24 protein-coding genes are annotated in these 22241 nt (G+C 60.4%); 8 read left to right on the top strand and 16 right to left on the bottom strand.

Features of this window, described 5'->3' with window-relative positions; translation table 11 throughout:
* Positions 1-98 precede the first annotated feature (98 nt).
* The gene (locus ACR0CA_RS15545) at positions 99-1745 is read right to left on the bottom strand and encodes an electron transfer flavoprotein-ubiquinone oxidoreductase (RefSeq protein ID WP_480900092.1); all 1647 of its coding nucleotides are present in this window, start codon (positions 1743-1745) and stop codon (positions 99-101) included.
* 136 nt (positions 1746-1881) lie between these two features.
* The gene (gene soxR, locus ACR0CA_RS15540) at positions 1882-2337 is read right to left on the bottom strand and encodes a redox-sensitive transcriptional activator SoxR (protein ID WP_170772607.1); all 456 of its coding nucleotides are present in this window, start codon (positions 2335-2337) and stop codon (positions 1882-1884) included.
* Between the two features lie 86 nt (positions 2338-2423).
* Here soxR and ACR0CA_RS15535 point away from each other — a divergent pair, with 86 nt between their 5' ends.
* The 3 genes from ACR0CA_RS15535 to ACR0CA_RS15525 all read left to right on the top strand — a co-directional run bounded on the left by ACR0CA_RS15535 (position 2424) and on the right by ACR0CA_RS15525 (position 4422).
* Positions 2424-2804 (top strand): VOC family protein, encoded by a 381-nt coding sequence (locus tag ACR0CA_RS15535; RefSeq protein WP_480900090.1) that lies wholly within the window; start codon positions 2424-2426, stop codon positions 2802-2804.
* Positions 2805-2943: 139 nt separating this feature from the next.
* Positions 2944-3414: a transcription elongation factor GreA gene (greA, locus tag ACR0CA_RS15530; RefSeq protein WP_170772611.1), complete on the top strand. Its 471-nt coding sequence runs from the start codon at positions 2944-2946 to the stop codon at positions 3412-3414.
* A gap of 15 nt (positions 3415-3429) precedes the next feature.
* On the top strand, positions 3430-4422 hold the full coding sequence (locus ACR0CA_RS15525; RefSeq protein WP_170772613.1) for a hypothetical protein: 993 nt from the start codon (positions 3430-3432) through the stop codon (positions 4420-4422).
* Here the strand turns inward: ACR0CA_RS15525 and ACR0CA_RS15520 are convergent.
* Genes ACR0CA_RS15520 through ACR0CA_RS15500 form a run of 5 tightly spaced genes read right to left on the bottom strand, consistent with a single transcriptional unit; the run spans position 4419 to position 8230 of the window.
* Positions 4419-5684, bottom strand: a complete 1266-nt coding sequence (locus ACR0CA_RS15520) for a molybdopterin-binding protein (RefSeq protein WP_480900088.1) — start codon at positions 5682-5684, stop codon at positions 4419-4421. The genes ACR0CA_RS15525 and ACR0CA_RS15520 overlap by 4 nt on opposite strands.
* Positions 5681-6172 (bottom strand): molybdopterin-guanine dinucleotide biosynthesis protein B, encoded by a 492-nt coding sequence (mobB, locus tag ACR0CA_RS15515; RefSeq protein ID WP_480900086.1) that lies wholly within the window; start codon positions 6170-6172, stop codon positions 5681-5683. Before mobB ends, ACR0CA_RS15520 begins: the two co-directional genes overlap by 4 nt.
* Positions 6169-6813: a molybdenum cofactor guanylyltransferase MobA gene (mobA, locus tag ACR0CA_RS15510; protein WP_480900084.1), complete on the bottom strand. Its 645-nt coding sequence runs from the start codon at positions 6811-6813 to the stop codon at positions 6169-6171. Before mobA ends, mobB begins: the two co-directional genes overlap by 4 nt.
* Positions 6810-7346 carry a hypothetical protein gene (locus tag ACR0CA_RS15505; protein ID WP_480900082.1) on the bottom strand — a complete coding sequence of 179 codons (537 nt, stop codon included), beginning with the start codon at positions 7344-7346 and terminating at the stop codon, positions 6810-6812. The genes mobA and ACR0CA_RS15505 overlap by 4 nt, the downstream gene beginning before the upstream one ends.
* Positions 7343-8230 (bottom strand): formate dehydrogenase accessory sulfurtransferase FdhD, encoded by an 888-nt coding sequence (locus ACR0CA_RS15500; RefSeq protein ID WP_480876222.1) that lies wholly within the window; start codon positions 8228-8230, stop codon positions 7343-7345. The genes ACR0CA_RS15505 and ACR0CA_RS15500 overlap by 4 nt, the downstream gene beginning before the upstream one ends.
* Positions 8231-8279: 49 nt before the next feature.
* Between ACR0CA_RS15500 and ACR0CA_RS15495 the strand changes: the two genes are divergently transcribed.
* Positions 8280-8990 carry an AzlC family ABC transporter permease gene (locus ACR0CA_RS15495; protein ID WP_170772624.1) on the top strand — a complete coding sequence of 237 codons (711 nt, stop codon included), beginning with the start codon at positions 8280-8282 and terminating at the stop codon, positions 8988-8990.
* Complete coding sequence (locus tag ACR0CA_RS15490; RefSeq protein ID WP_170772626.1) at positions 8987-9319, top strand: AzlD domain-containing protein; 333 nt, start codon at positions 8987-8989, stop codon at positions 9317-9319. The genes ACR0CA_RS15495 and ACR0CA_RS15490 overlap by 4 nt, the downstream gene beginning before the upstream one ends.
* Here ACR0CA_RS15490 and ACR0CA_RS15485 read toward each other — a convergent pair.
* The 7 genes from ACR0CA_RS15485 to ACR0CA_RS15455 form a co-directional block, all read right to left on the bottom strand.
* Positions 9308-9940 carry a hypothetical protein gene (locus ACR0CA_RS15485; protein WP_480900079.1) on the bottom strand — a complete coding sequence of 211 codons (633 nt, stop codon included), beginning with the start codon at positions 9938-9940 and terminating at the stop codon, positions 9308-9310. The genes ACR0CA_RS15490 and ACR0CA_RS15485 overlap by 12 nt on opposite strands.
* A gap of 21 nt (positions 9941-9961) precedes the next feature.
* Complete coding sequence (locus ACR0CA_RS15480; RefSeq protein ID WP_170772630.1) at positions 9962-10096, bottom strand: aa3-type cytochrome c oxidase subunit IV; 135 nt, start codon at positions 10094-10096, stop codon at positions 9962-9964.
* A 66-nt stretch (positions 10097-10162) separates the two neighbouring features.
* Positions 10163-10687 (bottom strand): hypothetical protein, encoded by a 525-nt coding sequence (locus tag ACR0CA_RS15475; RefSeq protein WP_480900077.1) that lies wholly within the window; start codon positions 10685-10687, stop codon positions 10163-10165.
* A 22-nt stretch (positions 10688-10709) separates the two neighbouring features.
* Positions 10710-12548, bottom strand: coding sequence for a glycerophosphodiester phosphodiesterase family protein (locus ACR0CA_RS15470; RefSeq protein WP_480900075.1), 1839 nt, complete (start codon positions 12546-12548; stop codon positions 10710-10712).
* 65 nt (positions 12549-12613) lie between these two features.
* Positions 12614-13063, bottom strand: coding sequence for a DUF6173 family protein (locus ACR0CA_RS15465; protein WP_480858283.1), 450 nt, complete (start codon positions 13061-13063; stop codon positions 12614-12616).
* A gap of 4 nt (positions 13064-13067) precedes the next feature.
* Positions 13068-14114, bottom strand: coding sequence for an MBL fold metallo-hydrolase (locus ACR0CA_RS15460; protein ID WP_480900073.1), 1047 nt, complete (start codon positions 14112-14114; stop codon positions 13068-13070).
* Positions 14114-15817 (bottom strand): acyl-CoA dehydrogenase family protein, encoded by a 1704-nt coding sequence (locus ACR0CA_RS15455; protein WP_170789674.1) that lies wholly within the window; start codon positions 15815-15817, stop codon positions 14114-14116. Before ACR0CA_RS15455 ends, ACR0CA_RS15460 begins: the two co-directional genes overlap by 1 nt.
* A gap of 136 nt (positions 15818-15953) precedes the next feature.
* Here ACR0CA_RS15455 and ACR0CA_RS15450 point away from each other — a divergent pair, with 136 nt between their 5' ends.
* A complete protein-coding gene (locus ACR0CA_RS15450) occupies positions 15954-16904 on the top strand; it encodes an L-threonylcarbamoyladenylate synthase (RefSeq protein ID WP_480900071.1) in 951 nt (316 codons plus the stop codon).
* On the opposite strand, the gene ACR0CA_RS15445 is transcribed toward ACR0CA_RS15450, so the two are convergent.
* A complete protein-coding gene (locus tag ACR0CA_RS15445) occupies positions 16905-17459 on the bottom strand; it encodes a YqgE/AlgH family protein (protein WP_170772643.1) in 555 nt (184 codons plus the stop codon).
* Positions 17460-17616: 157 nt separating this feature from the next.
* Here ACR0CA_RS15445 and ACR0CA_RS15440 point away from each other — a divergent pair, with 157 nt between their 5' ends.
* Together ACR0CA_RS15440 and ACR0CA_RS15435 are read left to right on the top strand one after the other, a co-directional pair.
* Entirely contained in the window at positions 17617-18417 is an 801-nt protein-coding gene (locus ACR0CA_RS15440) for a protein-disulfide reductase DsbD domain-containing protein (protein WP_480875970.1), read from the top strand.
* 6 nt (positions 18418-18423) lie between these two features.
* The gene (locus tag ACR0CA_RS15435) at positions 18424-18843 is read left to right on the top strand and encodes an NUDIX hydrolase (RefSeq protein ID WP_480900069.1); all 420 of its coding nucleotides are present in this window, start codon (positions 18424-18426) and stop codon (positions 18841-18843) included.
* Here the strand turns inward: ACR0CA_RS15435 and ACR0CA_RS15430 are convergent.
* Positions 18840-22238, bottom strand: a complete 3399-nt coding sequence (locus ACR0CA_RS15430; RefSeq protein ID WP_480504458.1) for an efflux RND transporter permease subunit — start codon at positions 22236-22238, stop codon at positions 18840-18842. The two genes, ACR0CA_RS15435 and ACR0CA_RS15430, sit on opposite strands and share 4 nt — an antisense overlap.
* Between the last annotated feature and the right edge of the window lie 3 nt (positions 22239-22241).

Genomic DNA, 22241 nt, shown 5'->3' with positions numbered 1-22241 from the left:
TCCTGCCTTGCTATTGTTGACTGCCACACAAGCTAGGGCTTCGGTCGGAAAGAGGCAATGGCCACGCCTTCACGACGCCGCCATTGCCTGTTTTTTGCTTACATGTTGGGATAATTCGGCCCGTCACCGCCCTGCGGCGTGGTCCAGGTGATGTTCTGGCTGGGATCCTTGATATCGCAGGTCTTGCAGTGAACACAGTTCTGGAAGTTGATGACGAATCGCGGGCCGTTCTCGTCTTCGACCATTTCGTAGACACCCGCCGGGCAGTAGCGCTGTGCCGGTTCATCGAACTTGGGCAGGTTGACGCTGACTGGGATCGCCGGGTCTGCCAGCTTCAGGTGGCAGGGTTGGCTTTCTTCGTGGTTGGTGGCCGCGAAGGAGACGTTAGTCAGACGGTCGAAAGACAGCACACCATCGGGTTTGGGATAGTCGATGGGATTGTGTTTGCTGGCGTCCTCAGTCGCCTCGGCGTCGTTCTTGCCATGGCCCACGGTACCGAACAGCGAAAAGCCCAGCGTATTGGTCCACATGTCCAGACCACCCAGCATCAGCGATGCGGTCAGGCCCCATTTCGACCAGATCGGTTTGACGTTGCGCACCTTCTTCAGGTCTGCACCGATAGCGCCGTCGCGTACGTCGGTCTCATAAGCGGTCAGTTCGTCACCCGAGCGGTCGGCTTTGATGGCGTCAAAGGCGGCCTCGGCTGCGGCCTTGCCCGACAGCATCGCGTTGTGGTTGCCCTTGATGCGCGGCACGTTGACCATGCCCGCCGAACAGCCCAGCAGCGCCACGCCCGGAGCCACCAGCTTGGGCATCGACTGATAGCCGCCCTCGGTGATCGCACGGGCACCGTAGGCCACGCGCTTGCCGCCTTTCAGCAGTTCGGCCACCATCGGGTGATGCTTGAAGCGCTGGAACTCCATGTAGGGATACAGGTGCGGGTTTTTGTAGTTCAAGTGCACCACGAAACCGACATAGACCTGATTGTTTTCCAGGTGATAAATGAACGATCCGCCACCCGCATTGCTGCCCAAGGGCCAGCCCATGGTGTGGGTCACGGTGCCTTCCTTGTGCTTGGCCGGGTCGATCTCCCAGATCTCTTTCATGCCGACGCCGTATTTCTGCGGCTCTTTCCCAGCTTGCAGGTCGTATTTGGCGATCACTTCCTTGGACAGCGAGCCACGGACGCCTTCCGACAGGAAGACGTATTTGCCGTGCAGTTCCATCCCCGGTTCGGTGTTGGGGCCATAGGAACCATCCGCTTCCAGACCGAAGACACCGGCGACCACGCCTTTGACTTTGCCATTCTCACCATAGACCAGCTCCGAGCAGGCCATGCCAGGGAAGATTTCCACGCCTAGCTCTTCGGCCTGTTCGGCCATCCAGCGACAGACATTGCCCATCGAGACGATGTAGTTACCGTGGTTGTTCATCAGCGGCGGCATGGGGAAGTTTGGGATACGTATCTGACCGGCTTCACCCAGCATATAGAAATTGTCTTCATGCACCGGCACGTTCAGCGGCGCGCCCTTTTCTTTCCAGTCCGGGATCAGGGCATCCAGGCCGCACGGGTCCAGCACCGCGCCCGACAGGATGTGCGCGCCCACTTCCGAGCCTTTCTCAAGCACCACGACGTTCAGATCGGCATCCAGTTGTTTCAGACGGATGGCCGCCGACAGGCCCGCAGGACCTGCGCCCACGATCACCACATCATATTCCATCGCTTCGCGTTCAATATCGGCCATCGTGGGCTCCTTAGCTAACTTTCCGAATTGGCGCTGTTTCAGCTTGGCTGGCGCAATTTTGTTTCACGGCTGATTACATGCTGAGAAAGACATAGGTCAATCGAAACACGGCGTAACAATGCCGCTATTCGACACTTCAGCCCTCAGGAGTGTCCCCCATGAGGTATCTGGGGCCGCTTCCCTTGGATTTTGCCCGGTCATCGGGATTGTAGAGCGCGCATTTGGGCAAGCTCAGACAACCACAGCCGATACAGCCATCCAGATTGTCCCGCAGCCGGGTCAACGTGTCGATTCGCTGATCCAGGTGCGCGCGCAGCCCGACGCTGATCTCTTTCCAATCCTGCGGCGTGGGAGTGCGGTTTCCGGGCAGGCCCGACAGCACCTGACGAATTTCCGGCAGGGACAGACCGAATTGCTGGGCGATCATAACAAAACTTAACCGCCGGATATCGGCACGCTGATAGCGCCTTTGCCCGCCCGCATTGCGCCACGGTGTGATCAGCCCCTGCGCCTCATAGTAGCGAATGGCCGACACCGCTAATCCTGTGCGCCGGGCCAAAGCTCCAATTGCCAGTCCTTCGGATACCGCCATTTCAACCTCTATAAATCTCTTGACCTAAAGTTAGGTTTAGAAATTACGGTGAGTCGGGACAAGCCTCAATTCGCAAAGGAGATCCCATGATGGCGACGCTTGAACACACCAACTTTACCGTCAGCGACCCGCAGGCTTCGGCCAAGTGGATGCACGACGTCTTTGGCTGGAAAACCCGGTGGGAGGGTCCGGCCATTGCCGGAGGATACACCGTCCATGTTGGCAGCGCGCACACCTATCTGGCGCTTTATGCGCCCAGCGATCCGAAACCGTCGTCCGAAAGCAGCTATGACATCGTGGGCGGGCTGAACCATGTGGGTATTCTGGTCGAAGATATCGACGAAACCGAGGCCAAAGTCGTCAAGGCCGGATTCACGCCAAAATCCCACGCGGATTACGAACCGGGCAAACGATTCTATTTCGATGATGACAATGGCATCGAATTCGAGGTGATCAGCTACGCCTAGGCTGTAATCCGCATCGGGGCGATTTAGCCCCCTTGCATTTTCCACGCCATTTGGGTCAGGTAATTGACGACCCATTCATTCGCCCCGGCGCCTATTTCGTGCGGCGGGGCTAATCACTTTACGCGTGGACGACAAGAATATGGAAAAAATTCCAATGACGCCTGCGGGCAATGCCGCGCTCGCAGCCGAGCTCAAAAACCTCAAATCCGTCGAGCGCCCTGCGATCATCGAGGCCATAGCCTCGGCCCGAGAGTTGGGCGATCTGAAAGAAAACGCCGAATACCACTCGGCCCGCGAAAAACAGGGCTTTATCGAAGGCCGGATCAAAGAGCTTGAAGGCATCCTGTCGCTGGCCGACGTGATCGACCCGGCAAAGCTGTCCGGTGCTGTGAAATTCGGCGCCAAGGTCACGTTGGTTGATGAAGATACCGACGAAGAAAAGACCTGGCAGATCGTGGGCGAGTATGAGGCCAATATCGAAGCGGGTCTGCTGAACATCAAATCCCCTATCGCCCGCGCGCTGATCGGCAAGGATGAAGGCGACAGCGTCGAAGTGCGCACCCCCGGCGGCGTGCGCTCGTATGAGATCTTGACTATCGAATACGCCTGACCCCGGAGCGCACGCATGTCCGACCCCACGACAGAGCAGGAAGCCGAGCAGCCAACTTCGCTGGGTATCTATGACAAGCCCGCCTTGCCTGCCCTGACCGAGATCGAGATCGCGGCCATCGCGCTCAGCGTTATCTGGCTGATCGTTTCGGTCGTGTTTCTGGTGCTGCCCGACAAGGTCGAAGGTGGCGGCTTTGTGGTGACATTGCTGGCGGTGTTCATGCCCGTTGCGATGATCTGGGTTGCAGCGACTGCGATGCGGGCCAGCCGTATCATGCGCGAGGAAAGCACGCGGCTGCAAACCTCGATCGATGCGTTGCGCAATACGTTCATCGCCCAGCAACAGCGCAGCTCCAGCGGGTATGAGCCTGCGGTCACGCAAAAGCTGGACCAGATCGCTGAGACCGCGAAGAAGACCGAAACCGCGCTGGCCACATTCTCGACCCAACGTACTGAGCCGGTGCGAGGGAAATCGCCCAACGCAAACGGGGATCAGACCACGCTGGAACTGGGTACGCAGGCCGAAGATATCGCGCCCCCGCTCAGCAATGATGTGTTTATTCGCGCACTGAATTTCCCGGAAACCCAGGAAGATACCGAAGGGTTCAACGCCCTGCGGCTGGCGCTGAAGGATCGCAAGGCGGCGCAACTGGTACAGGCGTCTCAGGATGTTCTGACCTTGCTTAGCCAGGAAGGCATCTACATGGATGACCTGCGCCCCGACATGGCGCGCCCCGAGATTTGGCGGCAATTTGCGCAAGGCGCGCGGGGCCGATCCGTGGCGGCCTTGGGCGGCATCCGGGACCGCTCCTCTCTGGCGCTGACCTCGGCCCGGATGAAGCAAGACCCGATTTTCCGGGACGCAGCCCACCATTTCCTGCGCCGGTTCGACCATATGATTATCGAGTTTGAACCCGAAGCCAGTGACGCTGATCTGACCGCCTTGGGCGATACACGCACCGCGCGGGCGTTCATGCTGTTGGGACGGGTTGCCGGGACCTTCGATTAAAGACCGAAACTGCCATACGGGATGAACCGGACGAGGTCGCCCGGTTGGATATGGCGCGCGCCATCCTCAATCTCGACCAGACCCTCTGCCCAACTCAGCCCGCTGATCCGGCCTGATCCTTCGGATGCAAAGACCTCGACCCGTCCATCGCGCACACGGGCGCGCAGGTATTCGCGGCGGCCCGGTTTCTTACGTTTCTCGAAGGCGGCGGGCACGTCGAATCCTTGCGGCTCCAGCCAACCCTCGCCTGCCAACAAACCCAAGGCAGGACGTGCAAAGATCAACGTGCAAACCAACGCGGCCACCGGGTTTCCCGGCAGGCCGAACACAGGCGTTCCGTCCCACATCCCAAGCGCCAGAGGCCGACCCGGTTTCAGTGCAATCCGCCATTCCTGCATCGCCCCTGCCTGCCGCAACAGGGCCGAGACATGGTCCTCATCCCCGGCAGACGCGCCGCCACTGGTCAGGATCACATCCGCTCGTTCAGCGGCTTGGTTCAGACAAGTCCGCAACGCCTCGCGGTCGTCGGGCACCCGGCCCATATCGACCGCCTCAAACCCCATGCGTTCCAACAAGGACAACAGCATCGGACGGTTGGCATCGTAAATCTGGCCCGGACCGGCGGATTCACCGGGTTCGACCAGTTCATCCCCCGTGGACAGAACCGCCACGCGCAGCACTTTGCGCACCGGAACCTCGGCCAGACCGGTGGCCGACAACAGCGCCAGATCGGCCGGGGTCAGGCGACGTCCGGCGGGCAGAACCGCGTCGCCCTCAGCCACATCCTCGCCTGCCTTGCGGGTATTTGCGCCGCGTTTCAGGGGTCCGTGAAATGCAATGTGCCCGTCCTGAACTGTCACGTCCTCTTCCAAAATGACGGTATCAACGCCCGCAGGCAGCGCTGCCCCGGTCAGCACACGCAGCGCATGGCCTGCGGGCACCAAGCCGTCAAACGGTATCCCAGCCGCCGCGCGCCCCGGATGCAGCGGCATCACTTGCGGCCCGTCAGGCGCGGCCCCGGCAAAGCCATAGCCATCCACCGCCGTATTGGGCTGCGGCGGATTCGAACGTTGGGCGATAACCTCCTGCGGGAGAATACGCCCTGTGGCCTGCGCCAAGGGCACGGTTTCCACGCCCGCAACCACGGTCAGCCGGTCGCGCAGCAAGGACAGCGCGTCCTCGACCGGGGTCCAGTTCACCCCGGCGGGCAAAGCAAAACAATCGTTGCGCAAGGGCGGAGGTGCGATGTCGGGTTTGGTCATAGCCCTACCTCGTTCAGGATATAATCGGCAATCGCGGCGGTATCGTTCAGGTCAAAAACCGGTTGGTCGACCTTTAGCGGCGTGTCGCTGGCCACGGCGCGGATCGTCGGGTTTCCAGGGGCCATCAGAGCGTTCCCGGCCTCGGCCCGGAAGGCCTCAATCTTGGGGTGGTCCTCGCGTTTGAACCCTTCGATCAGCACCAGATCGACCGGAGACAGCCGGGCCAGCAGATCCGCCATCGAAGGCTCGGGCGCACCGCGCAGTTCTTGCATGATCGCGAGACGCTGACCCGAGGCCAGCAGCACCTCGGACGCGCCCGCCGTTCGGTGGCGATAGCTGTCGGTGCCGGGTTGATCCACATCGACGCTGTGGTGCGCGTGTTTGAGCGTCGACACCGAAAACCCCCGACCGGTGATCTCGGCCACCAGACGCTCCATCAGCCCGGTTTTGCCCGCGTTTTTCCAGCCGGTGACGCCGTAGACCCTCATGCCTGCTCCAACAGTTGTTCGGCCCGCGCCAGATCGTCGGGCGTGTTGACGTTGAAGAACGGATCGAACGGGTCGGCGGGGAACAGCGCCTCGCGCCCGTCGTGCTGATCGGTCCAGATCACCACTTTGCGCAAACCGTCCTGCAACGCAGCCCGCAGATCATCGCGCAGCGCAACGGGCCAGAGGCCAAAGGTCGGGTGCCGGTTGACACGTTTGCCACCGCCGGATTTCAGCGCCTCATCCCCCGTGCGCGGCGTGGTGGCCAGCACAAGCGGATGGGTCTGCCCTTCGGCGGCGTCTACCAGTCTGGCCACCAGATCGCGCGGAAAAAATGGCGTGTCGGCAGCGGCGGTGACGATGCAATCGGCCCCTTCTTCGGCGGCCCAGTCCAGCCCAGCCAGAACACCGGCCAGAGGGCCCGCGAACCCTTCGACCGTGTCCGCGATCACCGGCAGGTTCAGGTCGGAAAACCGCGCGGGATCGCCATTGGCGTTCAGCGCCAGACTGTCCACCTGCGGGGCTAAGCGGTCGATCACATGACCAAGCAGGCTCTGCCCGCCGATGCGCTGCAGCCCTTTGTCGCCACCTCCCATCCGGGTCGCCAGTCCTCCGGCGAGGATAACTCCGAGGGGTTTGGTCATGTTTGGTTCTCGATCTCTGGCCATCTTTGGAATTTTTCCGGGGGAATGAATATAGAAAGCCCGACACCCAAACCCAGCAAAATGAAACACGCGTACAATGGCAGGCCGGAAAAGCTAGCCATATCATGGCTCAGACGAATGTAAGCTGGAAACAGGATAACGACCGCTACCGGCACGACAAAAAAACTGAAATAGCGACGGAACCGGTGAACCGATTTTCTGGTTTCATCTGAGACGTCAACTCCAGTTGGCAAACCGCGCAATAGAGTGCGCTGCAGGGCGACGTTCTGCTTCTTGACAGCCAGCCCCCACGTGTTCCAACCCAATCGAAATGGAGCCCGCAGATCAAAAGCCCCGATGTATTCTCTTGCCTCCCAACCCAATCGATCCAGAGTGTTTTCGTCCAATCGAGCCATTCCCTCTACAACGGTTCTTTTGCTGCGTGAGTAGTTCCACGCGGCAAGAACGCCCAGCGGTAAGATGCTGATCGAAAGAACAAATAAGAGAATAAGGTAAAGAACATCAAAGATCATCCCGCACTCTTCCTGCGATGTTTCTTATCCTCGACCGCCACGCTGGCCGGGTCGATGTCGCGCAGCAGACGGTCCTCACCCGACAGGCACACGAACCGCTGCCCGCGCATGCGACCGATCAGGGTCAGGCCGACCTCGCGTGCGATCTCGACGCCCCACGCCGTAAACCCGGATCGAGACGCCAGCACCGGAATGCCCATCATCGCCGTTTTGATCACCATCTCGGAGGTCAGACGGCCCGTCGTATAGAGGATCTTGTCCTCGGCCACCGCGCCCTCGGACAGCATCCAGCCCGCGATTTTGTCGACCGCGTTGTGACGACCCACGTCTTCCATATAGACCAGAGGGCGACTTTCGTGGCACAGCACCGTGCCGTGAATCGCCCCGGCTTCAAGGTACAATGACGGCGTGCGGTTGATCTTGGCGGCCAAATCATACAGCCACGAGGTCCGAACCTGAACCTGTGGCAGGCGCACACCCTCGAGCCCCTCCATCATATCGCCAAAGACCGTGCCCACTGCGCAGCCACTGGTGCGGGTCTTTTTCTTGAGCTTGTCCTCATAGGATGTCTCACGCGCGGTCCGCACGACCACGGTTTCCAGATCGTCGTCATAGTCAACGCGGGTGATGTCATCATCGGCCAGCAGCATCCCCTGATTGCGCAGGAAGCCCAGTGCCAGATATTCGGGATAATCACCAATTGTCATCGCCGTCACGATTTCCTGCGAGTTGAGGAAAATGGTCAGCGGGCGTTCCTCGACCACCGAGATGTGGCTGACCTCACCATTCTGGTCCACGCCCTCGACCGCGCGGGTCAGGCGGGCAGCGCCCGGATCAGGGGCAATGAGATAGTCTGACAGGTTCTGTTCGGTGGCCAATTGCAACCCTTTCCCAAGACCGCTACTGCTGCGGATAACACCATAGGATTTAGCCATGGCAGACACCACATCCAAGTCATACTTCTGGAAGGGTTTTCGCGACGGGACGCCGTTCATCTTTGTTGCGATCCCCTTTGGTACCCTGTTCGGCGTCTTTTCGACCGAAGCCGGGCTGAACGTCGTACAAACGCTGGCTTTTTCCGCCACCGTCTTTGCCGGGGCCGCCCAGTTCACCGCCTTGCAGCTTTTGCAGGACAATACACCCACTGCGATCGTGCTGGCCTCGGCTTTGGCGGTGAACTTGCGGGTTGCGATGTATTCCGCCTCGCTGACGCCGTATCTGGGGGCGGCACCGCTGTGGCAGCGGGCCTGTGCGGCTTATCTGACGGTGGACCAGACCTATGCCTGCTCGATCATGCGGTTCGAAAAAGAGCCGGACATGACCATCCCGCAACGCATGGTCTATTTCTTTGGCACCGCAACGCCGCTGACCCCGTTGTGGTTGTTGGCGACCTATCTGGGGGCGGTTCTGGGCACGCAAATTCCCGAAAGCTGGGCGCTGGACTTTGCGCTACCGATCACCTTTCTGGCCATGATCGGCCCGATGATGCGCACGCTAGCGCATGTAATCGCCGCTCTGGTTGCCATCGTGGTCGCGCTGTTGACCGTGGCTGTGCCCTTTAATCTGGGTCTGTTGATTGCTGGCACGGCGGGCATGATCGCAGGTGCGCAGGCCGAGCTGTTTCTGGAGCGTAGGAAATCATGACTCACATCGACACGACCACCATCTGGATCATCATCCTCGGGTTGGCCGTGGGCAGCTTTGCCCTGCGCTTTACTTTTATCGGCATCGTTGGCGACCGCCCGATGCCCGCATGGCTGCTGCGGCACCTGCGTTACACGGCGGTGGCTATAGTACCGGCCCTGATCGCGCCCTTGGTGGTCTGGCCCACCGCGACCGAAGGGCAGCCAGATGTCCCAAGAATGACCGCCGCTGCGGTCACGCTGGCCGTCGGGATTGTCACCAAGAACGTGATCGCAGCCATCTTCAGCGGGGCCGCAACGCTTTACGGACTGCTCTACCTATTGGGCTGAGCTAGCCTCCAACTGGTTCAAACGCGCATTGTTGAAGGCGAGACCGGTTTGCAGATCGGCGTCGTCGTTTTCCCGGTACTCGGCGGTTTGAACACCCGGTAGCTGGGCAAATTGGTCCGACAGCTTGACGGGATAAAAGGTGGTTTCGATCTGCTCGAACCCCGGCACCTGCTGCAGCAACTGAGCCGTCGAATTGGCGCAAAACGCACCTGCAACCGGCCCTGACTGCTTGGCAAGCTGCAGGGCAATCTCGGCCTGCTGGGGGGTCACTTCGACGGTTTGGATGCGCGCATAATGCGTTTCGCGCGCATGGCTGCTGCGATAAGCGCGTTCCACGTTGGGGGTGATGCCGTACAGGACGTCGTCCTTGATCGGCACCACATCCGCCCGGAATGATCCCGCAGGGTCAAAGATCACCCTTTCACTGCCACTGATCATCAGCGACGTGTGGGCACCCGAACCCGTCCGGGTGCTGATCATCGTATAAAGGGTCAGGGTCGACGGCCCGGGATCACGATAAGATCGCGACACGATCTCGGCCTGCTCGGCTTGCGGGCGTTGCGATCCGGTGCAGCCGGCCACTGTCACTGCCAGCAGGCAGGCCATAAAAATCCTGATCACAACCGACCCCGATTCTTGAATTTAGGAGGCGAAAACCGCCAAGAAGAGGCACAGGAAGGCAATCGCAACCACGCACCAGGTGGTGGCCTTGATAAAGCCGTCAAAGGTTTTTTCCTGAACTTTGATGTCCATTTCGCCGTGCTTGTGTTCAGCCATCTGAAAGATTCCCAATTCGCGTATTTGAAATGTTGGATAATCGAAAATCCAAGGGCTGTCACCACGTCATTCGCGCGCAGGTGCAAGAGACGGAAACACCGAACATCCCGGATACCCAAACCCCCAACGCCAGGGCAGCCCCGAGCATGGCGCACCCCCAAACCGGACCGCTGCATACATCGCCTCGGCCGTGACCGAATGGGCGGTGCGAATCTGGTCGGGAGTCATATCGTAGAGAACAGCATATTCTTGGGCGTGATCGGCGCCGTGCTGCTTGACGCAGGCGCGCAGCGTGTCATCGGCAGACAGGCGCGCGGTATAGCTGTCCTCAGCAAAAAGCCCGGCTCCTGCATTGTGATATGCGCGGTCATGGGTCACGCAGCAATATTCCCACGGCGGATGCGTCTGATAAAGCGCGCGGAACTTGGGAAAGGTTTCGGCCACGAAGCGCCAGCTTGATGACAAACCGCCAGAACAGCCGTCGGTTTCAAATGGCGTCAGAGGGGAACCGGCCGCAGCTGCAATCAACGCGCGGTGGGCGGGCATTTCAAGATTGCGCAGGATGTCCTGTGCTACCGCAGGTTCCGCCATCAATATCACAAGGATGGCTGACTTAAGGGCTTTCATCGCGCATCGTCTCGGTATCGACAGACATTCCGAAGGTGGTAGCGAACCACAACAGCAGGCGTTCAGCCGGACCCATCTCGGCACGAACGCGCAGGACCTCATTTGCCATGGCGGGGCGGTCGGTGATTAACCCGTCCACACCCATTGAGGCCATGGCCGACATTTGCAGTGGATCGTTTACAGTCCAGACATAGATATCCTTGCCTGCCGCCTGAACGTTGCGCACCAATCCCGGCGTTGCCATCGCTGCGTTGACGGCGACAAATTCACCCTCCAACCCGGACAGATCGCCGACGGCAGTGGCCGCCAGAACACCAGCGCGCCAATCTGGGCGCAACTTTTTCATCTTTTGCACCGCGGGGTATTTCAGCGACATGGTCGCGATGTCGTCCTGCATCTCGAACTCTTCCACCAGCGCGGCGACGCGGTTTTCCAGATCGACGTCGTGGCCGTAATATTTCAACTCGATAATAACCTTGGATCTGCCTTTGGCTGCCTCCAAAACCTGTCGCAGTGTCGGGGTGCGTACATCGGCGTATTCAGGATCGAACCAACTGCCGATGTCGATCTCGGCCACGTCTTCCATCGTGGCATCCCAAACCTTGGTGGGCACACCGGCCAGTTTCATGAAATCACTGTCATGGGCCACAATTACAACACCATCCGCCGATTCTTGCACGTCGATCTCGACCCAATCCGCGCCATCCTCGATCGCTTTTTCAACAGCAGCCATGGTGTTTTCGGGCCGCAACGCCGCCGCGCCCCGGTGTCCAATAACCTCGGCCCGGTCTGGGGCCTGAATGTTCTCAAGCAGACCTTGCCCCAGCCATAGCCCGATCAGCACCGCTACAGCGGCCGCACCGACGGCGCCCAAAAGCGGCACACGCAGGTTGCCCGGCTCTGGGTGCGGCGGTTCCGAGGTCTTGATCTCGAAAAACCCATCCAGCAACACGGCCAGAGCGCCCAGTGCAGTTGCCGCCAGGATCAGCCCGGCCAGCGACCACAGACCCGCAACGATCAGGCTATAGATCAGTGCCAGCCGCAGATGCGCCGCTCCTTGCAACGGAACCAGATCGAACAGAAGCCCTGCAACGGTTGCGATCAAACCGGCAATGACAAGGCGCAGGACAAGCCAAATCGCCAGCTCAATTTTCAACCGCCCGCGTTTACCCTCCATCCGGTTGGCGCTGATGTTAAAGGCGCTAGCCGGAGCAACCCCTTCGAACAGGACCAGATGCAGACCCAGCGCCCAGGCCGACAGCCGGCGGATCAACACCGATGCCATCGCCAACATAACCGCCCCGATCAGCCCTACCGCAATCCAGAAGGACGGAGGCTGAAAAGTCAGGTAGTAGTTGATGTCATATTCAGTCAGCGTCCACCACGCGATCAGGGCCGAGACGGCCGCGAAAGGCAGAATCAACAGCAAAACCCGCAAAATAAACCGCGCGGCAAAACTAAAGAGCGCAGGCAAGCGCGACAGGATCAAACGGATCGCGGAACTGCCCGCCCGCCACGCGTCGCTTTCCCCCATCCGCAGCGATCCGGCCATGACGGAAAACACCAACACTTCAGCCAGCAGAAAGATGCTGAGCACTGCGATCGCGACCACGAAGCCGACCGGAGACAGGATGAAAGCCGCGATATCCTGATCGGTCAGGGCGGTCTGATCGGACAGCGAGACCGCCAAGTTCACCGCAATCGCCACGCCGGGCGCAATCAGGGCCACCAGCAGCAGCCGTACGGCGATGTATACCGGCACAAAAACGTGCCATCGCGCCCATGCCCCCCTGTAGGCATTTGTAACGTCAACGAAAGTCGTCATGCCGCGCCCCTCCTGAATGGTGCACTCATTCAAGGCTGCGCAAACGTGAATTGCAAGTCAGGTAATCAGCTATCTTCCAGATCAGCCGCCAGCCTGAACCCGATCCGGTTGGCCGGTTTATCCTCGACCGATTTGGGTAGGGCGCGCAGCATCACGTTCAACTGACTGACGTGTTGCACCAGTTGCGTCCTCGCGCCCGTCGCATCCGATCCATAGAACGTGATCATGTCCGGATCGAAATAGCCCATCCCTTCGATCCGCATCACGCCAGCGTCGCCACCGGTAAAGCCCATGGCAACTTCGTGATCGGCATCCAGCGTCTTTTCGAAATTCTGGATATAGAGAATCAACCGCTCGTAAGCCCATTGCGCGGGGCTTTTGGTCTCGACCGGTTTCTGCAGCGTGTTGGGCAACTCCTGTGCCCCGGATTGAGCGTCAGGATTGGCATGGACCTCGTAGCATCGGGGAAGGGCTGCGGATTCTGCCGCCTCGGCCGAGGTATCGATCTTGTCCATGGTTTTACCCTTTGCGCTGAAACTCCCACGCCCCGTCTGCGCGCCGCGTCCGGGTCACCGCTCCAATGTGATAGAGATGGTTCAGATGTGCAACTGACTCGACCAGCGCCAGCCCATATTCGCCGTTGCCGATCTCTCGTTTGAACAGGGGCGGAAAGCACTCGGCGGCGGTTTTAGGCGTGTTCAGAAAATCGGTCAGACGTTCCAGCGCGCTGTGATGGTTGTTGATCAATTGCTTCATCCGCAGCGGCAGCCCGGTAAAGGGCAGTTTGTGCCCGCCCAGCGCCAGATGATCGGGCTGCGCGAGGCCCTGCAAACGCTCGCACGCGTCCAGCCATTCGGCCACCGGGTCTGCCAGCGGCTCGGTGACGTAGACCCCCAGATTGGGGCTGATCGAGCTGAGGATCTGATCGCCGGTGATCACCAGATTGTCGTCGCGGCTCCAGAAGGTGGCATGTTCGGGCGCGTGGCCATTGCCGATATGCACGTCCCAGTCGCGCCCACCCATGCGGATCACGCTGCCCTGCTTGATCCGGGTAAAGCCCAGTGGCATCGGATAGACCGTGTCGCAGAAGTTAAAGGGCCGTTCGGTCATTCGTTTGGCCAGGAAATCCGAATCCATGCCGGCGCTGCGGTAATAATCCAGCGTCTCGTTCGGCCAAGTTTCCTGGACGTCCAGTTGCAGCATTCGGGAAAACAGCCAGGCGGTGCGGGTCGTGACCAGTTCGGCCCCGTGTTCGGACTGAAACCACCCGGCGTTGCCTACGTGATCAGGATGGTGATGTGTGACGACCACCCGTTTGACTGGCTTGCCAGCCAACGGACCGGCCATCAGGCCGGTCCAGATGCGCCGGGTCTTGTTCGAGGACAGCCCCGTGTCAATCAGCGTCCACCCATCGCCGTCATCCAGCGCATAGACATTGACGTGATCCAGCGCCATAGGCAGCGGCAGACGCATCCACAACACGCCTTCGGCAATCTCGATCGCTTCACCTGGTGCCGGAGGCTCGGGCCAAGGATAGCGGATCGTCAGCGCGGTATCTCCATCCATCAGGCCACCAGTTCATCTACGTCCATTGCGTAGATGTCGTCAGCGCCATTCTGAGCCTGCGCCAACAAACCGGCACATTCAGGCAGCAGCGCGTTGATATAATAACGCGCCAGCTTGAACCGAGGTCCATCGGCCGCAGCCAGCGCCGCCTTGAGGTGAAAATGTCCGCCCAACACGCGCGCAAACGCATGAAGATAGGGCACCGCACCGGCAAAACGGGTGTTCATATCGCTCTGCGAAACCAGCCATTCGGTGGTTTCACGCAAGCTTTCGGTCGCTTCCCAAACCGGGCCCGCAAGTTCGGGCATGGTTGCGCGGGCCTTTTCGGCGTGATCTTCGATCTCGTCCAGCAGGCGACCCGCCGCCTCGCCGCCATCCATCATCTTGCGCGCGACAAGGTCCATCGCTTGAATGCCGTTCGTGCCTTCGTAAATCGCGGTCACGCGCACATCGCGATAGAACTGCGCCGCGCCGGTTTCCTCGATAAAGCCCATGCCGCCATGCACCTGAACCCCTGTTTCCGAAACCCGCATTCCGGTTTCAGTGCCAAAGACCTTGCTGATTGGCGTCAGCAGCGCTGCGCGCGCCACCCAATCAGCATCCCCGGTGGCTGTGGCCATATCGATGGCCGCAGCGTTGGCCAGCATAATTGCACGCGCCGCAAAAACATCGGCACGCATACCCATCAGCATCCGGCGCACATCCGCATGGTCGATGATGGTGCCCGAGGGGGTCTTGCCCTGCTTACGTTCCTGCGCATAGGCCAGTGCGTGCTGATAGGCCCCTTCGGCCGCACCCACGCCCTGCCCGCCGACACCCAGACGAGCGTTGTTCATCATGGTGAACATCGCGGCCATACCACCATGTTCCTTGCCCACCAGCCAACCGGTGGCCCCGTCATACTGCATTACACAGGTCGGCGAGCCGTGCAGACCCATTTTATGCTCCAAAGAAACCACCTTCAGGTCATTGGCCACGCCGGGGTTCCCATTCTCATCCGGCAGGTACTTGGGCACCAGGAACAGCGAAATCCCTTTGGTTCCGGGCACACCGTCGGGCAGACGCGCCAGCACCAGATGGCAAATGTTTTCGGCAAAATCGTTATCGCCCCACGAGATATAAATCTTTTGGCCCGAAACCGCATAGGTGCCATCACCGTTGGGCTCGGCTTTGGAGGTCAGAGCACCCACATCTGAACCGGCCTGCGGTTCGGTCAGGTTCATTGTGCCCGACCATTCACCTGCGATCATCTTGGGCAGATACAGTTCTTTCAAGCTGTCGCTGGCGTGATGTTCCAACGCCTCGATTTGGCCCTGGGTCATCAAAGGGGCAAGTTGCAGCGACAGACAGGCGGCCGACATCATCTCGTTAACAGCCGTGGTCAGGGTCATCGGCAGGCCCATACCACCATATTCCGGGTCAGCGCTCATCCCGATCCAGCCGCCTTCGGCAATTGCTTTCCAACCGTCGCCATAGCCCGGCGAGGTGCGCAGAACGCCGTTTTCCAGGCGCGCGGGCTCCAGATCACCGGGGCGTTGTAGCGGGGCCATAACCTCTTCGCACATCTTGCCCGCTTCGGTCAGAATTGCGCTCACCACATCTTCGCTGGCTTCCGAAAACCGGTCCGTCGCCGCGATCTGATCGAACGCGACGCCGTGGCGGAACAGGAACTCATAGTCGGAAACGGGAGCGCGATAGGGCATGGCTTCACCTCGGGGCTTTCAATGGGTCTCAAACGGCAGGGTTGGAAAACCCGGCACCCGCCGTTATTCATCTGGATTTAGACGATTAGGTACCTGTCCCCATGATACAAGCAATCGAAACGCGGCGTCACCCCTCATGATCCCCAACGGAACCCTCGAACTGTCCGCCGACCCGACCGGAATTGCGCAGGCGGCGGACCTGCTGCGGCAGGGTCTGCTGGTCGCCTTCCCGACCGAGACTGTCTATGGGTTGGGTGGCGATGCTTGCAACGGTGAGGCGGTCGCAAACATCTACGCGGCCAAGGGACGGCCCAGTTTCAATCCTCTGATCGCGCATGTCGCCTCGGTTGAGGCGGCACAGCGCTTCGTGCAGTGGTCGGATCAGGCCGAAGCACTTGCGCATGCCTTCTGGCCCGGCCCGCTTACGCTGGTGCTGCACCTGCGCGCAGATCATGGCGTGTCGTCGCTGGTCACGGCCGGGTTGGATACGTTGGCGGTGCGGGTTCCGGCCCATCCTACAGCGCGCGCCATTTTGACGGCGTTTGACGGCCCCGTGGCCGCCCCATCTGCCAACCCTTCGGGCCAGATCAGCCCAACCACCGCCGACCACGTACGCGCCGGTCTCGACGGGCGCATCGCGGCCATTTTGAATGATGGTCCCTGTGGCGTAGGCCTGGAGTCCACAATTGTCGGGCTTGCAGGTGAGCCAACCCTGCTGCGCCCTGGCGGCGTGGCCCTGGACCAGATAGAACATGTCTTGGGCACTGAGCTTCACCACCATCAACCCGGTGGCATCTTAACGGCGCCGGGTCAGCTGCAATCGCATTACGCGCCGGATTCCCCGGTTCGCCTTGAGGCTGATCAGGCGCAGGGGGATGAGGTTTTGCTGGGTTTCGGCGCGGTGGATTGCGATCTGAATCTGTCGCCCACTGGCAATCTGACCGAGGCCGCCGCCAACCTGTTTGCCGCCCTGCACAAGCTGAACGATACCGGACGCCCGATTGCGGTGTCGCCGATCCCCTCTGTCGGGCTGGGTGTAGCCATCAATGACCGCCTGCGCCGCGCCGCCGCGCCGCGAGATAGCTGATCAGGCGCGCCCGGCGCTGGCCGACAGAGTCAGCGGATCAACACCAAGGGTCGCCAGCGCGGCCTCCCATTTGTCATCATCGGGCACGTCGAACACCAGTTTCGAGGTCGCATCCGTGGTCAGCCAGCCATTCATAGCGATCTCATCCTCAAGCTGACCCGGACCCCAGCCGGAATAACCCAACGCCAGGGTCGAATTCAGCGGCCCACGCCCCGAGGCCAGATCTTCGAGCACATCCAGCGTCGCCGTCATACTGAAATCATCCGAGATCTTCATCGAATGCAGATTGGCGTCATAATCCGCACTGTGCAGGACAAAGCCACGCGACATCTCAACCGGACCCCCGAAATGCACCAGACGTTCGCCGACAATCGGAATACGGCAGGGGATATTGAGCTGGCTCAGCAGGGTCTTGATCCGCAGGTCTGCCGGTTTGTTGATAATCAGGCCCATCGCCCCGTCATCGCCATGGCTGCACATAAACACCACCGAATGATCGAAACGCGGATCGCCCATGCCAGGCATCGCAATCAACAGTTTTCCGGTTAGGTCCATAAAACGACATCTCTTGCTGAGTCACCTTCAACAATGGCCCCTGCGGACGGGCATTGGCAAGGGATCACAGCAGTTTTCCGCAGATTTCATTCAGGTGACCGGAACGTGACTTGGAATCTGCGCTGCAACCGCGCATTTATATATTATGAACGCGCATATGACATTTTCAGCGGTCGCTTTGACCCTCATCCTCGGTGCGGCCGGTGCGGCCACGGCCGAGGTCAATGGCCCTGTGGCTGAACTGGACATTCTGGATGGTGGACGCACCGCCAAGGGCACCTATCTGGGCGCCGTGCGAGTGACGTTGCAGGACGGATGGAAAACCTATTGGCGCGCGCCAGGTGATGCGGGTATCCCGCCTCAGTTCGACTGGACCAGTTCGGACAATGTCGGGGATGTGTCGATCACGTGGCCCGCACCGGATATCTTTGACCAGAACGGCCTTCAATCTATCGGCTACGAGGACCAACTTGTCCTGCCGGTCGAGATCACGCCTACCAACCCGGCAAAGCCCGTGCATCTGAAAGGCACAATGGACTTGGGCATATGCAAGGATGTCTGCATTCCCGAACGGCTGGGCTTTGACCATACGCTGAACGCTGATGCCGGGCGCAACCCCACTATCGCCGCAGCGCTGGCTCAGCGCCCTTATTCGGCGAAAGAGGCACGGGTGTCCGGTGCGCATTGCAGCCTGACGCCCACTTCGGACGGCGTCAAGATCGAAGCACGCGTGACCATGCCCTCGGCCGGAGGGCAGGAGATCGCCGTGATCGAGCCCGGCGACCCAACGCTCTGGGCTTCGCAGCCCGACACTTCGCGTCAGGGCGATACGCTGGTTGCGACCTCTGAAGTCGTCAGCGCCTATGGGGCCGCTTTTGCTCTGAACCGGTCTGCAATTCGGATCACCGTTCTGGGCGAAAACCATGCCGTCGACATTCAGGGGTGCAGCGCAGGCTGACCCCGCATGACCCAAACCCCCAAAATCGGTGCGCTGGCCGTTGTCGTGCATGCCGGGCAGGTTCTGCTGGTCCAGCGTGGCAAACAGCCTGATGCCGGGCTGTGGGGGTTTCCCGGGGGTCATGTCGAATGGGGCGAAACCGTTCTGGAGGCCGCCCGGCGGGAATTGCTGGAGGAAACCTCGGTCAACGCGCGCCCGTTGCACTATCTGGACAATCTGGACCTGCTGCGCCGGGATGCCCAAGGTGCGGTTCTAAACCATTATCTGCTGGTCGGTGTGGCCTGTGAATATATCTCGGGTCAGCCTGCCGCAGGTGATGACGCGCGGGATGCGCGGTGGTTTCCGCTGGATCAAATCCAACGCGGCGACCTGCCGATGAGCAACCGGGTCCCAGACCTTCTGACAACCGCCTTGAGCCGGGGCTAGGCCATGCGCCCCTTGAGCCGCGCATAGAGCAGGCCGGACAGCGCGATACTTATCACCAAAATCATAGCAGCCCCTGCGACAAAGGCCCCAAGCCCCATATTCAACGCCGCGATTCCATCTTCGGCCCCGTAAAGACCAGTCAACATCGATATCGGTGCCCCAGTGGCCACGGGCCAGACCATGGTCAGCCCGAACCAGACCAGCAACACAAAGCCCGTTGCCGTCAGCATCGCCTGTACGACCCGATCCGGGGCACGCAGGGCGCGGCGCATGGCGGTCATCGGGCGCGACAGGTCGTTCAGAATCGCCAGCAGCGCCGGAACCAACAGCAGCACCAACAGCATCCCGAAGGCCAGCCCATAGACCAGTGTGATGACAGTCGGCTTCAGGAACTGCGCCTGTTGCGAGCCCTCATACAGCAAGGGTGTCAAACCCAGAACCGTGGTCAGCGTCGTCAGCATTACCGGTCGCAACCGGTCGGCGGTGCCTTCGATGATCGAGGGCACAAGCCCCCTGTCCTGCTGATAGGCATCAATGGTCGTAACCAGAACAATCGAGTCGTTGATGATGATCCCGGTCATTCCCAACAGACCGACAACCGTGAACATGCTCAGCGGGACATCCCAGATGTAATGCCCCCAAATGGTGCCAACCAGACCGAACGGAATGATCGCCATGACCACCAGTGGGCGCGTCCAACTGGCAAAGACCCAGGCCAGAACCAGATAGATACCGGTCAGGCACAGGATCAGACCGGTGCGCGCCTCGGTCAGGAATTCATCTTCTTGTTCGCTGAGGCCAGCCATGGTCCATTCCACCTGCCGTTCAGCGGCGATATTGGGCAGGATCTCTTCTTGCATGGCGCGCGCAATCTCGGCTGCTTGGGCCGGATCGTCTTCCGATATATCTCCGTTGACCGAGATCACCCGCAATCCATTCTCACGCCGCACCGTGGAAAAGCCAGACTTGCGCTGGACCGAGACGATATCGGCCAGCGGCACGTAAACCCCATCCGGCGTACGCATCAGCGTGCGTTCAAGAAAATCTGCGGTCAACTCGCCCTCTGGCAGTTCAACCCTGATCTCAGCGCTGCGAGGGCCATCGGGGAAGGTCGCGGCCTCGATCCCGTTTAGCCGGTCACGCAGAACACGGCCCAGTGTTTCGATGCGGAAACCCAACGCCTGCCCCTGTGCCGTCAGATCGAGGATGTATTCTTCCTTGTCATAGGCCAGATTGTCTTCCAGCGCGGACACTTCGGGGTATTTCGACAGTTCAAGTTGCAGGTCCTCGGACGCCGCCTTGAGCGTGTTCACATCCGCTCCGGAAAACTGCACGTCGATTGCATCGCCGCCCGGTCCTGACCGCCATCCCCTAAAGCTGAGCAATTCGACCTTCGGATGGCGCGGGACGTAGTCCTGAAGTTCTCCGATGAACTCAAAGCCGGAATAGGGGCGCAGGTCGGCATCGATCAGTTCGATCGAAATCCCGCCCAACAGATCTGAATCCTTGCCGTCCGCCGCAGCCAGTCCGAACCCGGCGGTGCCGCCGACCTCGGCCAAAACGTATTCGATGGGGTTGCGGCCGTGGCGCTCTTCGTAGATCTGCCCCATCTCTTCGACCGCGATCTGCAACTGCCGCATCATCGCCAGCGTGTCCGTGCGGGTCGCACCCTCGACCATGATGAAATTACCGGTGACCGAGCCACGTTCGGGCGCGTTAAAGAACCGCCAGTTCACGTCGCCCTTGATGAACAGAGCCACCTGGCTGGCCAACACCATCACCATGGCAGCCACCACCACATACCGTCCGGCGACGGCCCAGGCGATCACCTTGCGGAAGACATGATCCCGCACCCAGCGGAACCCGCGATTGACCACGCGGTTGGGCAGATCGTACCAATGCTCCTTGGCCGAATGCGCGATAGCATGGGCCATGTGGTTCGGCAGGATTAAGAAGCATTCGATCAACGAGGCGATCAGCACCGCAATCACCGTGAAGGGGATATCGCGGATCAACTCGCCAAACCGACCTCCAATCGCGGTCAGGCCGAAAAAGGCAATCACCGTCGTCAACGTCGCGGCAAAGACCGGCATGGCCATCCGGCGTGCGGCGCGTTCGGCGGCGACCATGGGCGGCTCGCCTAGTCGTCGGGCACGGAAATCGGCGTGTTCGCCCACCACGATGGCGTCATCCACGACAATACCGAGCGTGATGATCAGACCAAACAGCGAGACCATGTTGATCGACAACCCGCCGATATACATGAAGGCAATCGCCGCAGACATCGCCACCGGAATCCCCGCCGCCACCCAAAAGGCGATCCGCGCGTTGAGGAATAGAAACAGCAGGCACACGACCAGCCCCAACCCGACCAGCCCGTTGTCGATCAAAATATCCAGACGGTCGGTGATGGCCTGCGCACGGGTTCGGATCAGCTCGACCGTGACACCTTCGGGCAGACTGGCCTGCATTTCGGCGACCACGTCTTCGACCGTGTGCTGAATTTCAATCGCATCCCCCAGGTTCGAGCGGTCAACCCGCACCGACATGGCCGGGTTTTCGCCGACGAAATAGCTGCGATCGCGGTTCACGCCCTCGACCCGGATCTGCGCCACATCGCCGATCAACAGCTTCGAGCCATCGTCGAAATTACGCAGAGGGATGCCCTCAATCTGCTCGGGGCTCCGTTTTTCGGTACCTGTGCGGATGCGCGCATTGGCCCCGGTCACATCGCCTGCGGGGTTTGCTGTGACCTCGGCAGCGACAGCTTGTGCAATCTCGGACAGGGTGATGTCATTGGCGATCAGTTGCGCGGTGGGCACCTCGACCACGATGCGCGGCGCAGCAAGGCCCCGGATCGTGGTCCGCGTGACGCCCACGGCAAACAGGCGGTTGATCAATTCATCGGTGAACTTTGCCAACTGATCCGGCGCGACCGGCCCTGTCACAACCAGATCGGTCACCCGATCGCGCCAAGCCCCGCGCCGAATAGTCGGCTCGTCCGCATCTTCGGGCAGGTTGGTCACGCCATCAACGGCAGTTCTGACTTCTTCGACCGCGCGCGACATATCCCAGTTAGGCTCGAACTCCAGCCGAATGCGGGCATTGCCCTCGCGCGACGTCGCATCTGTGCTGGCCACGCCCTCAACCGCCAACAGTGCCGGCTCCAGCACCTGAACAATCCCGTTATCCACGTCTTCGGGGCCCGCGCCTTCCCACGCGACATTCACGTCGACCCGTTCCAGGATCACATCGGGAAAGAACTGCGCCCGCATGTTTGGGGCAGCCGCGACGCCCAGAACCACCATGACCAGCAACAACAGGTTGGCGACGGTCCTATGGCGGGTGAAATAGCTGAGAATGCCGCTGGCCGCACCGGGGATTTCGCGCATCATCGC

This window comes from Ruegeria sp. F12 (assembly GCF_056533885.1).
Note: the sequence above shows the minus strand (reverse complement) of the source record. Positions and strands in the feature narration are given on the sequence as shown.

What these genes read in the sequence shown, in the direction of transcription:
- ACR0CA_RS15545 (WP_480900092.1), bottom strand. Translation starts at nt 1,745, where the DNA reads ATGGCCGATATTGAACGCGAAGCGATGGAATATGATGTGGTGATCGTG.
- soxR (WP_170772607.1), bottom strand. Translation starts at nt 2,337, where the DNA reads ATGGCGGTATCCGAAGGACTGGCAATTGGAGCTTTGGCCCGGCGCACA.
- ACR0CA_RS15535 (WP_480900090.1), top strand. Translation starts at nt 2,424, where the DNA reads ATGATGGCGACGCTTGAACACACCAACTTTACCGTCAGCGACCCGCAG.
- greA (WP_170772611.1), top strand. Translation starts at nt 2,944, where the DNA reads ATGGAAAAAATTCCAATGACGCCTGCGGGCAATGCCGCGCTCGCAGCC.
- ACR0CA_RS15525 (WP_170772613.1), top strand. Translation starts at nt 3,430, where the DNA reads ATGTCCGACCCCACGACAGAGCAGGAAGCCGAGCAGCCAACTTCGCTG.
- ACR0CA_RS15520 (WP_480900088.1), bottom strand. Translation starts at nt 5,684, where the DNA reads ATGACCAAACCCGACATCGCACCTCCGCCCTTGCGCAACGATTGTTTT.
- mobB (WP_480900086.1), bottom strand. Translation starts at nt 6,172, where the DNA reads ATGAGGGTCTACGGCGTCACCGGCTGGAAAAACGCGGGCAAAACCGGG.
- mobA (WP_480900084.1), bottom strand. Translation starts at nt 6,813, where the DNA reads ATGACCAAACCCCTCGGAGTTATCCTCGCCGGAGGACTGGCGACCCGG.
- ACR0CA_RS15505 (WP_480900082.1), bottom strand. Translation starts at nt 7,346, where the DNA reads ATGATCTTTGATGTTCTTTACCTTATTCTCTTATTTGTTCTTTCGATC.
- ACR0CA_RS15495 (WP_170772624.1), top strand. Translation starts at nt 8,280, where the DNA reads ATGGCAGACACCACATCCAAGTCATACTTCTGGAAGGGTTTTCGCGAC.
- ACR0CA_RS15490 (WP_170772626.1), top strand. Translation starts at nt 8,987, where the DNA reads ATGACTCACATCGACACGACCACCATCTGGATCATCATCCTCGGGTTG.
- ACR0CA_RS15480 (WP_170772630.1), bottom strand. Translation starts at nt 10,096, where the DNA reads ATGGCTGAACACAAGCACGGCGAAATGGACATCAAAGTTCAGGAAAAA.
- ACR0CA_RS15475 (WP_480900077.1), bottom strand. Translation starts at nt 10,687, where the DNA reads ATGGCGGAACCTGCGGTAGCACAGGACATCCTGCGCAATCTTGAAATG.
- ACR0CA_RS15470 (WP_480900075.1), bottom strand. Translation starts at nt 12,548, where the DNA reads ATGACGACTTTCGTTGACGTTACAAATGCCTACAGGGGGGCATGGGCG.
- ACR0CA_RS15465 (WP_480858283.1), bottom strand. Translation starts at nt 13,063, where the DNA reads ATGGACAAGATCGATACCTCGGCCGAGGCGGCAGAATCCGCAGCCCTT.
- ACR0CA_RS15460 (WP_480900073.1), bottom strand. Translation starts at nt 14,114, where the DNA reads ATGGATGGAGATACCGCGCTGACGATCCGCTATCCTTGGCCCGAGCCT.
- ACR0CA_RS15455 (WP_170789674.1), bottom strand. Translation starts at nt 15,817, where the DNA reads ATGCCCTATCGCGCTCCCGTTTCCGACTATGAGTTCCTGTTCCGCCAC.
- ACR0CA_RS15450 (WP_480900071.1), top strand. Translation starts at nt 15,954, where the DNA reads ATGATCCCCAACGGAACCCTCGAACTGTCCGCCGACCCGACCGGAATT.
- ACR0CA_RS15445 (WP_170772643.1), bottom strand. Translation starts at nt 17,459, where the DNA reads ATGGACCTAACCGGAAAACTGTTGATTGCGATGCCTGGCATGGGCGAT.
- ACR0CA_RS15440 (WP_480875970.1), top strand. Translation starts at nt 17,617, where the DNA reads ATGACATTTTCAGCGGTCGCTTTGACCCTCATCCTCGGTGCGGCCGGT.
- ACR0CA_RS15435 (WP_480900069.1), top strand. Translation starts at nt 18,424, where the DNA reads ATGACCCAAACCCCCAAAATCGGTGCGCTGGCCGTTGTCGTGCATGCC.
- ACR0CA_RS15430 (WP_480504458.1), bottom strand. Translation starts at nt 22,238, where the DNA reads ATGATGCGCGAAATCCCCGGTGCGGCCAGCGGCATTCTCAGCTATTTC.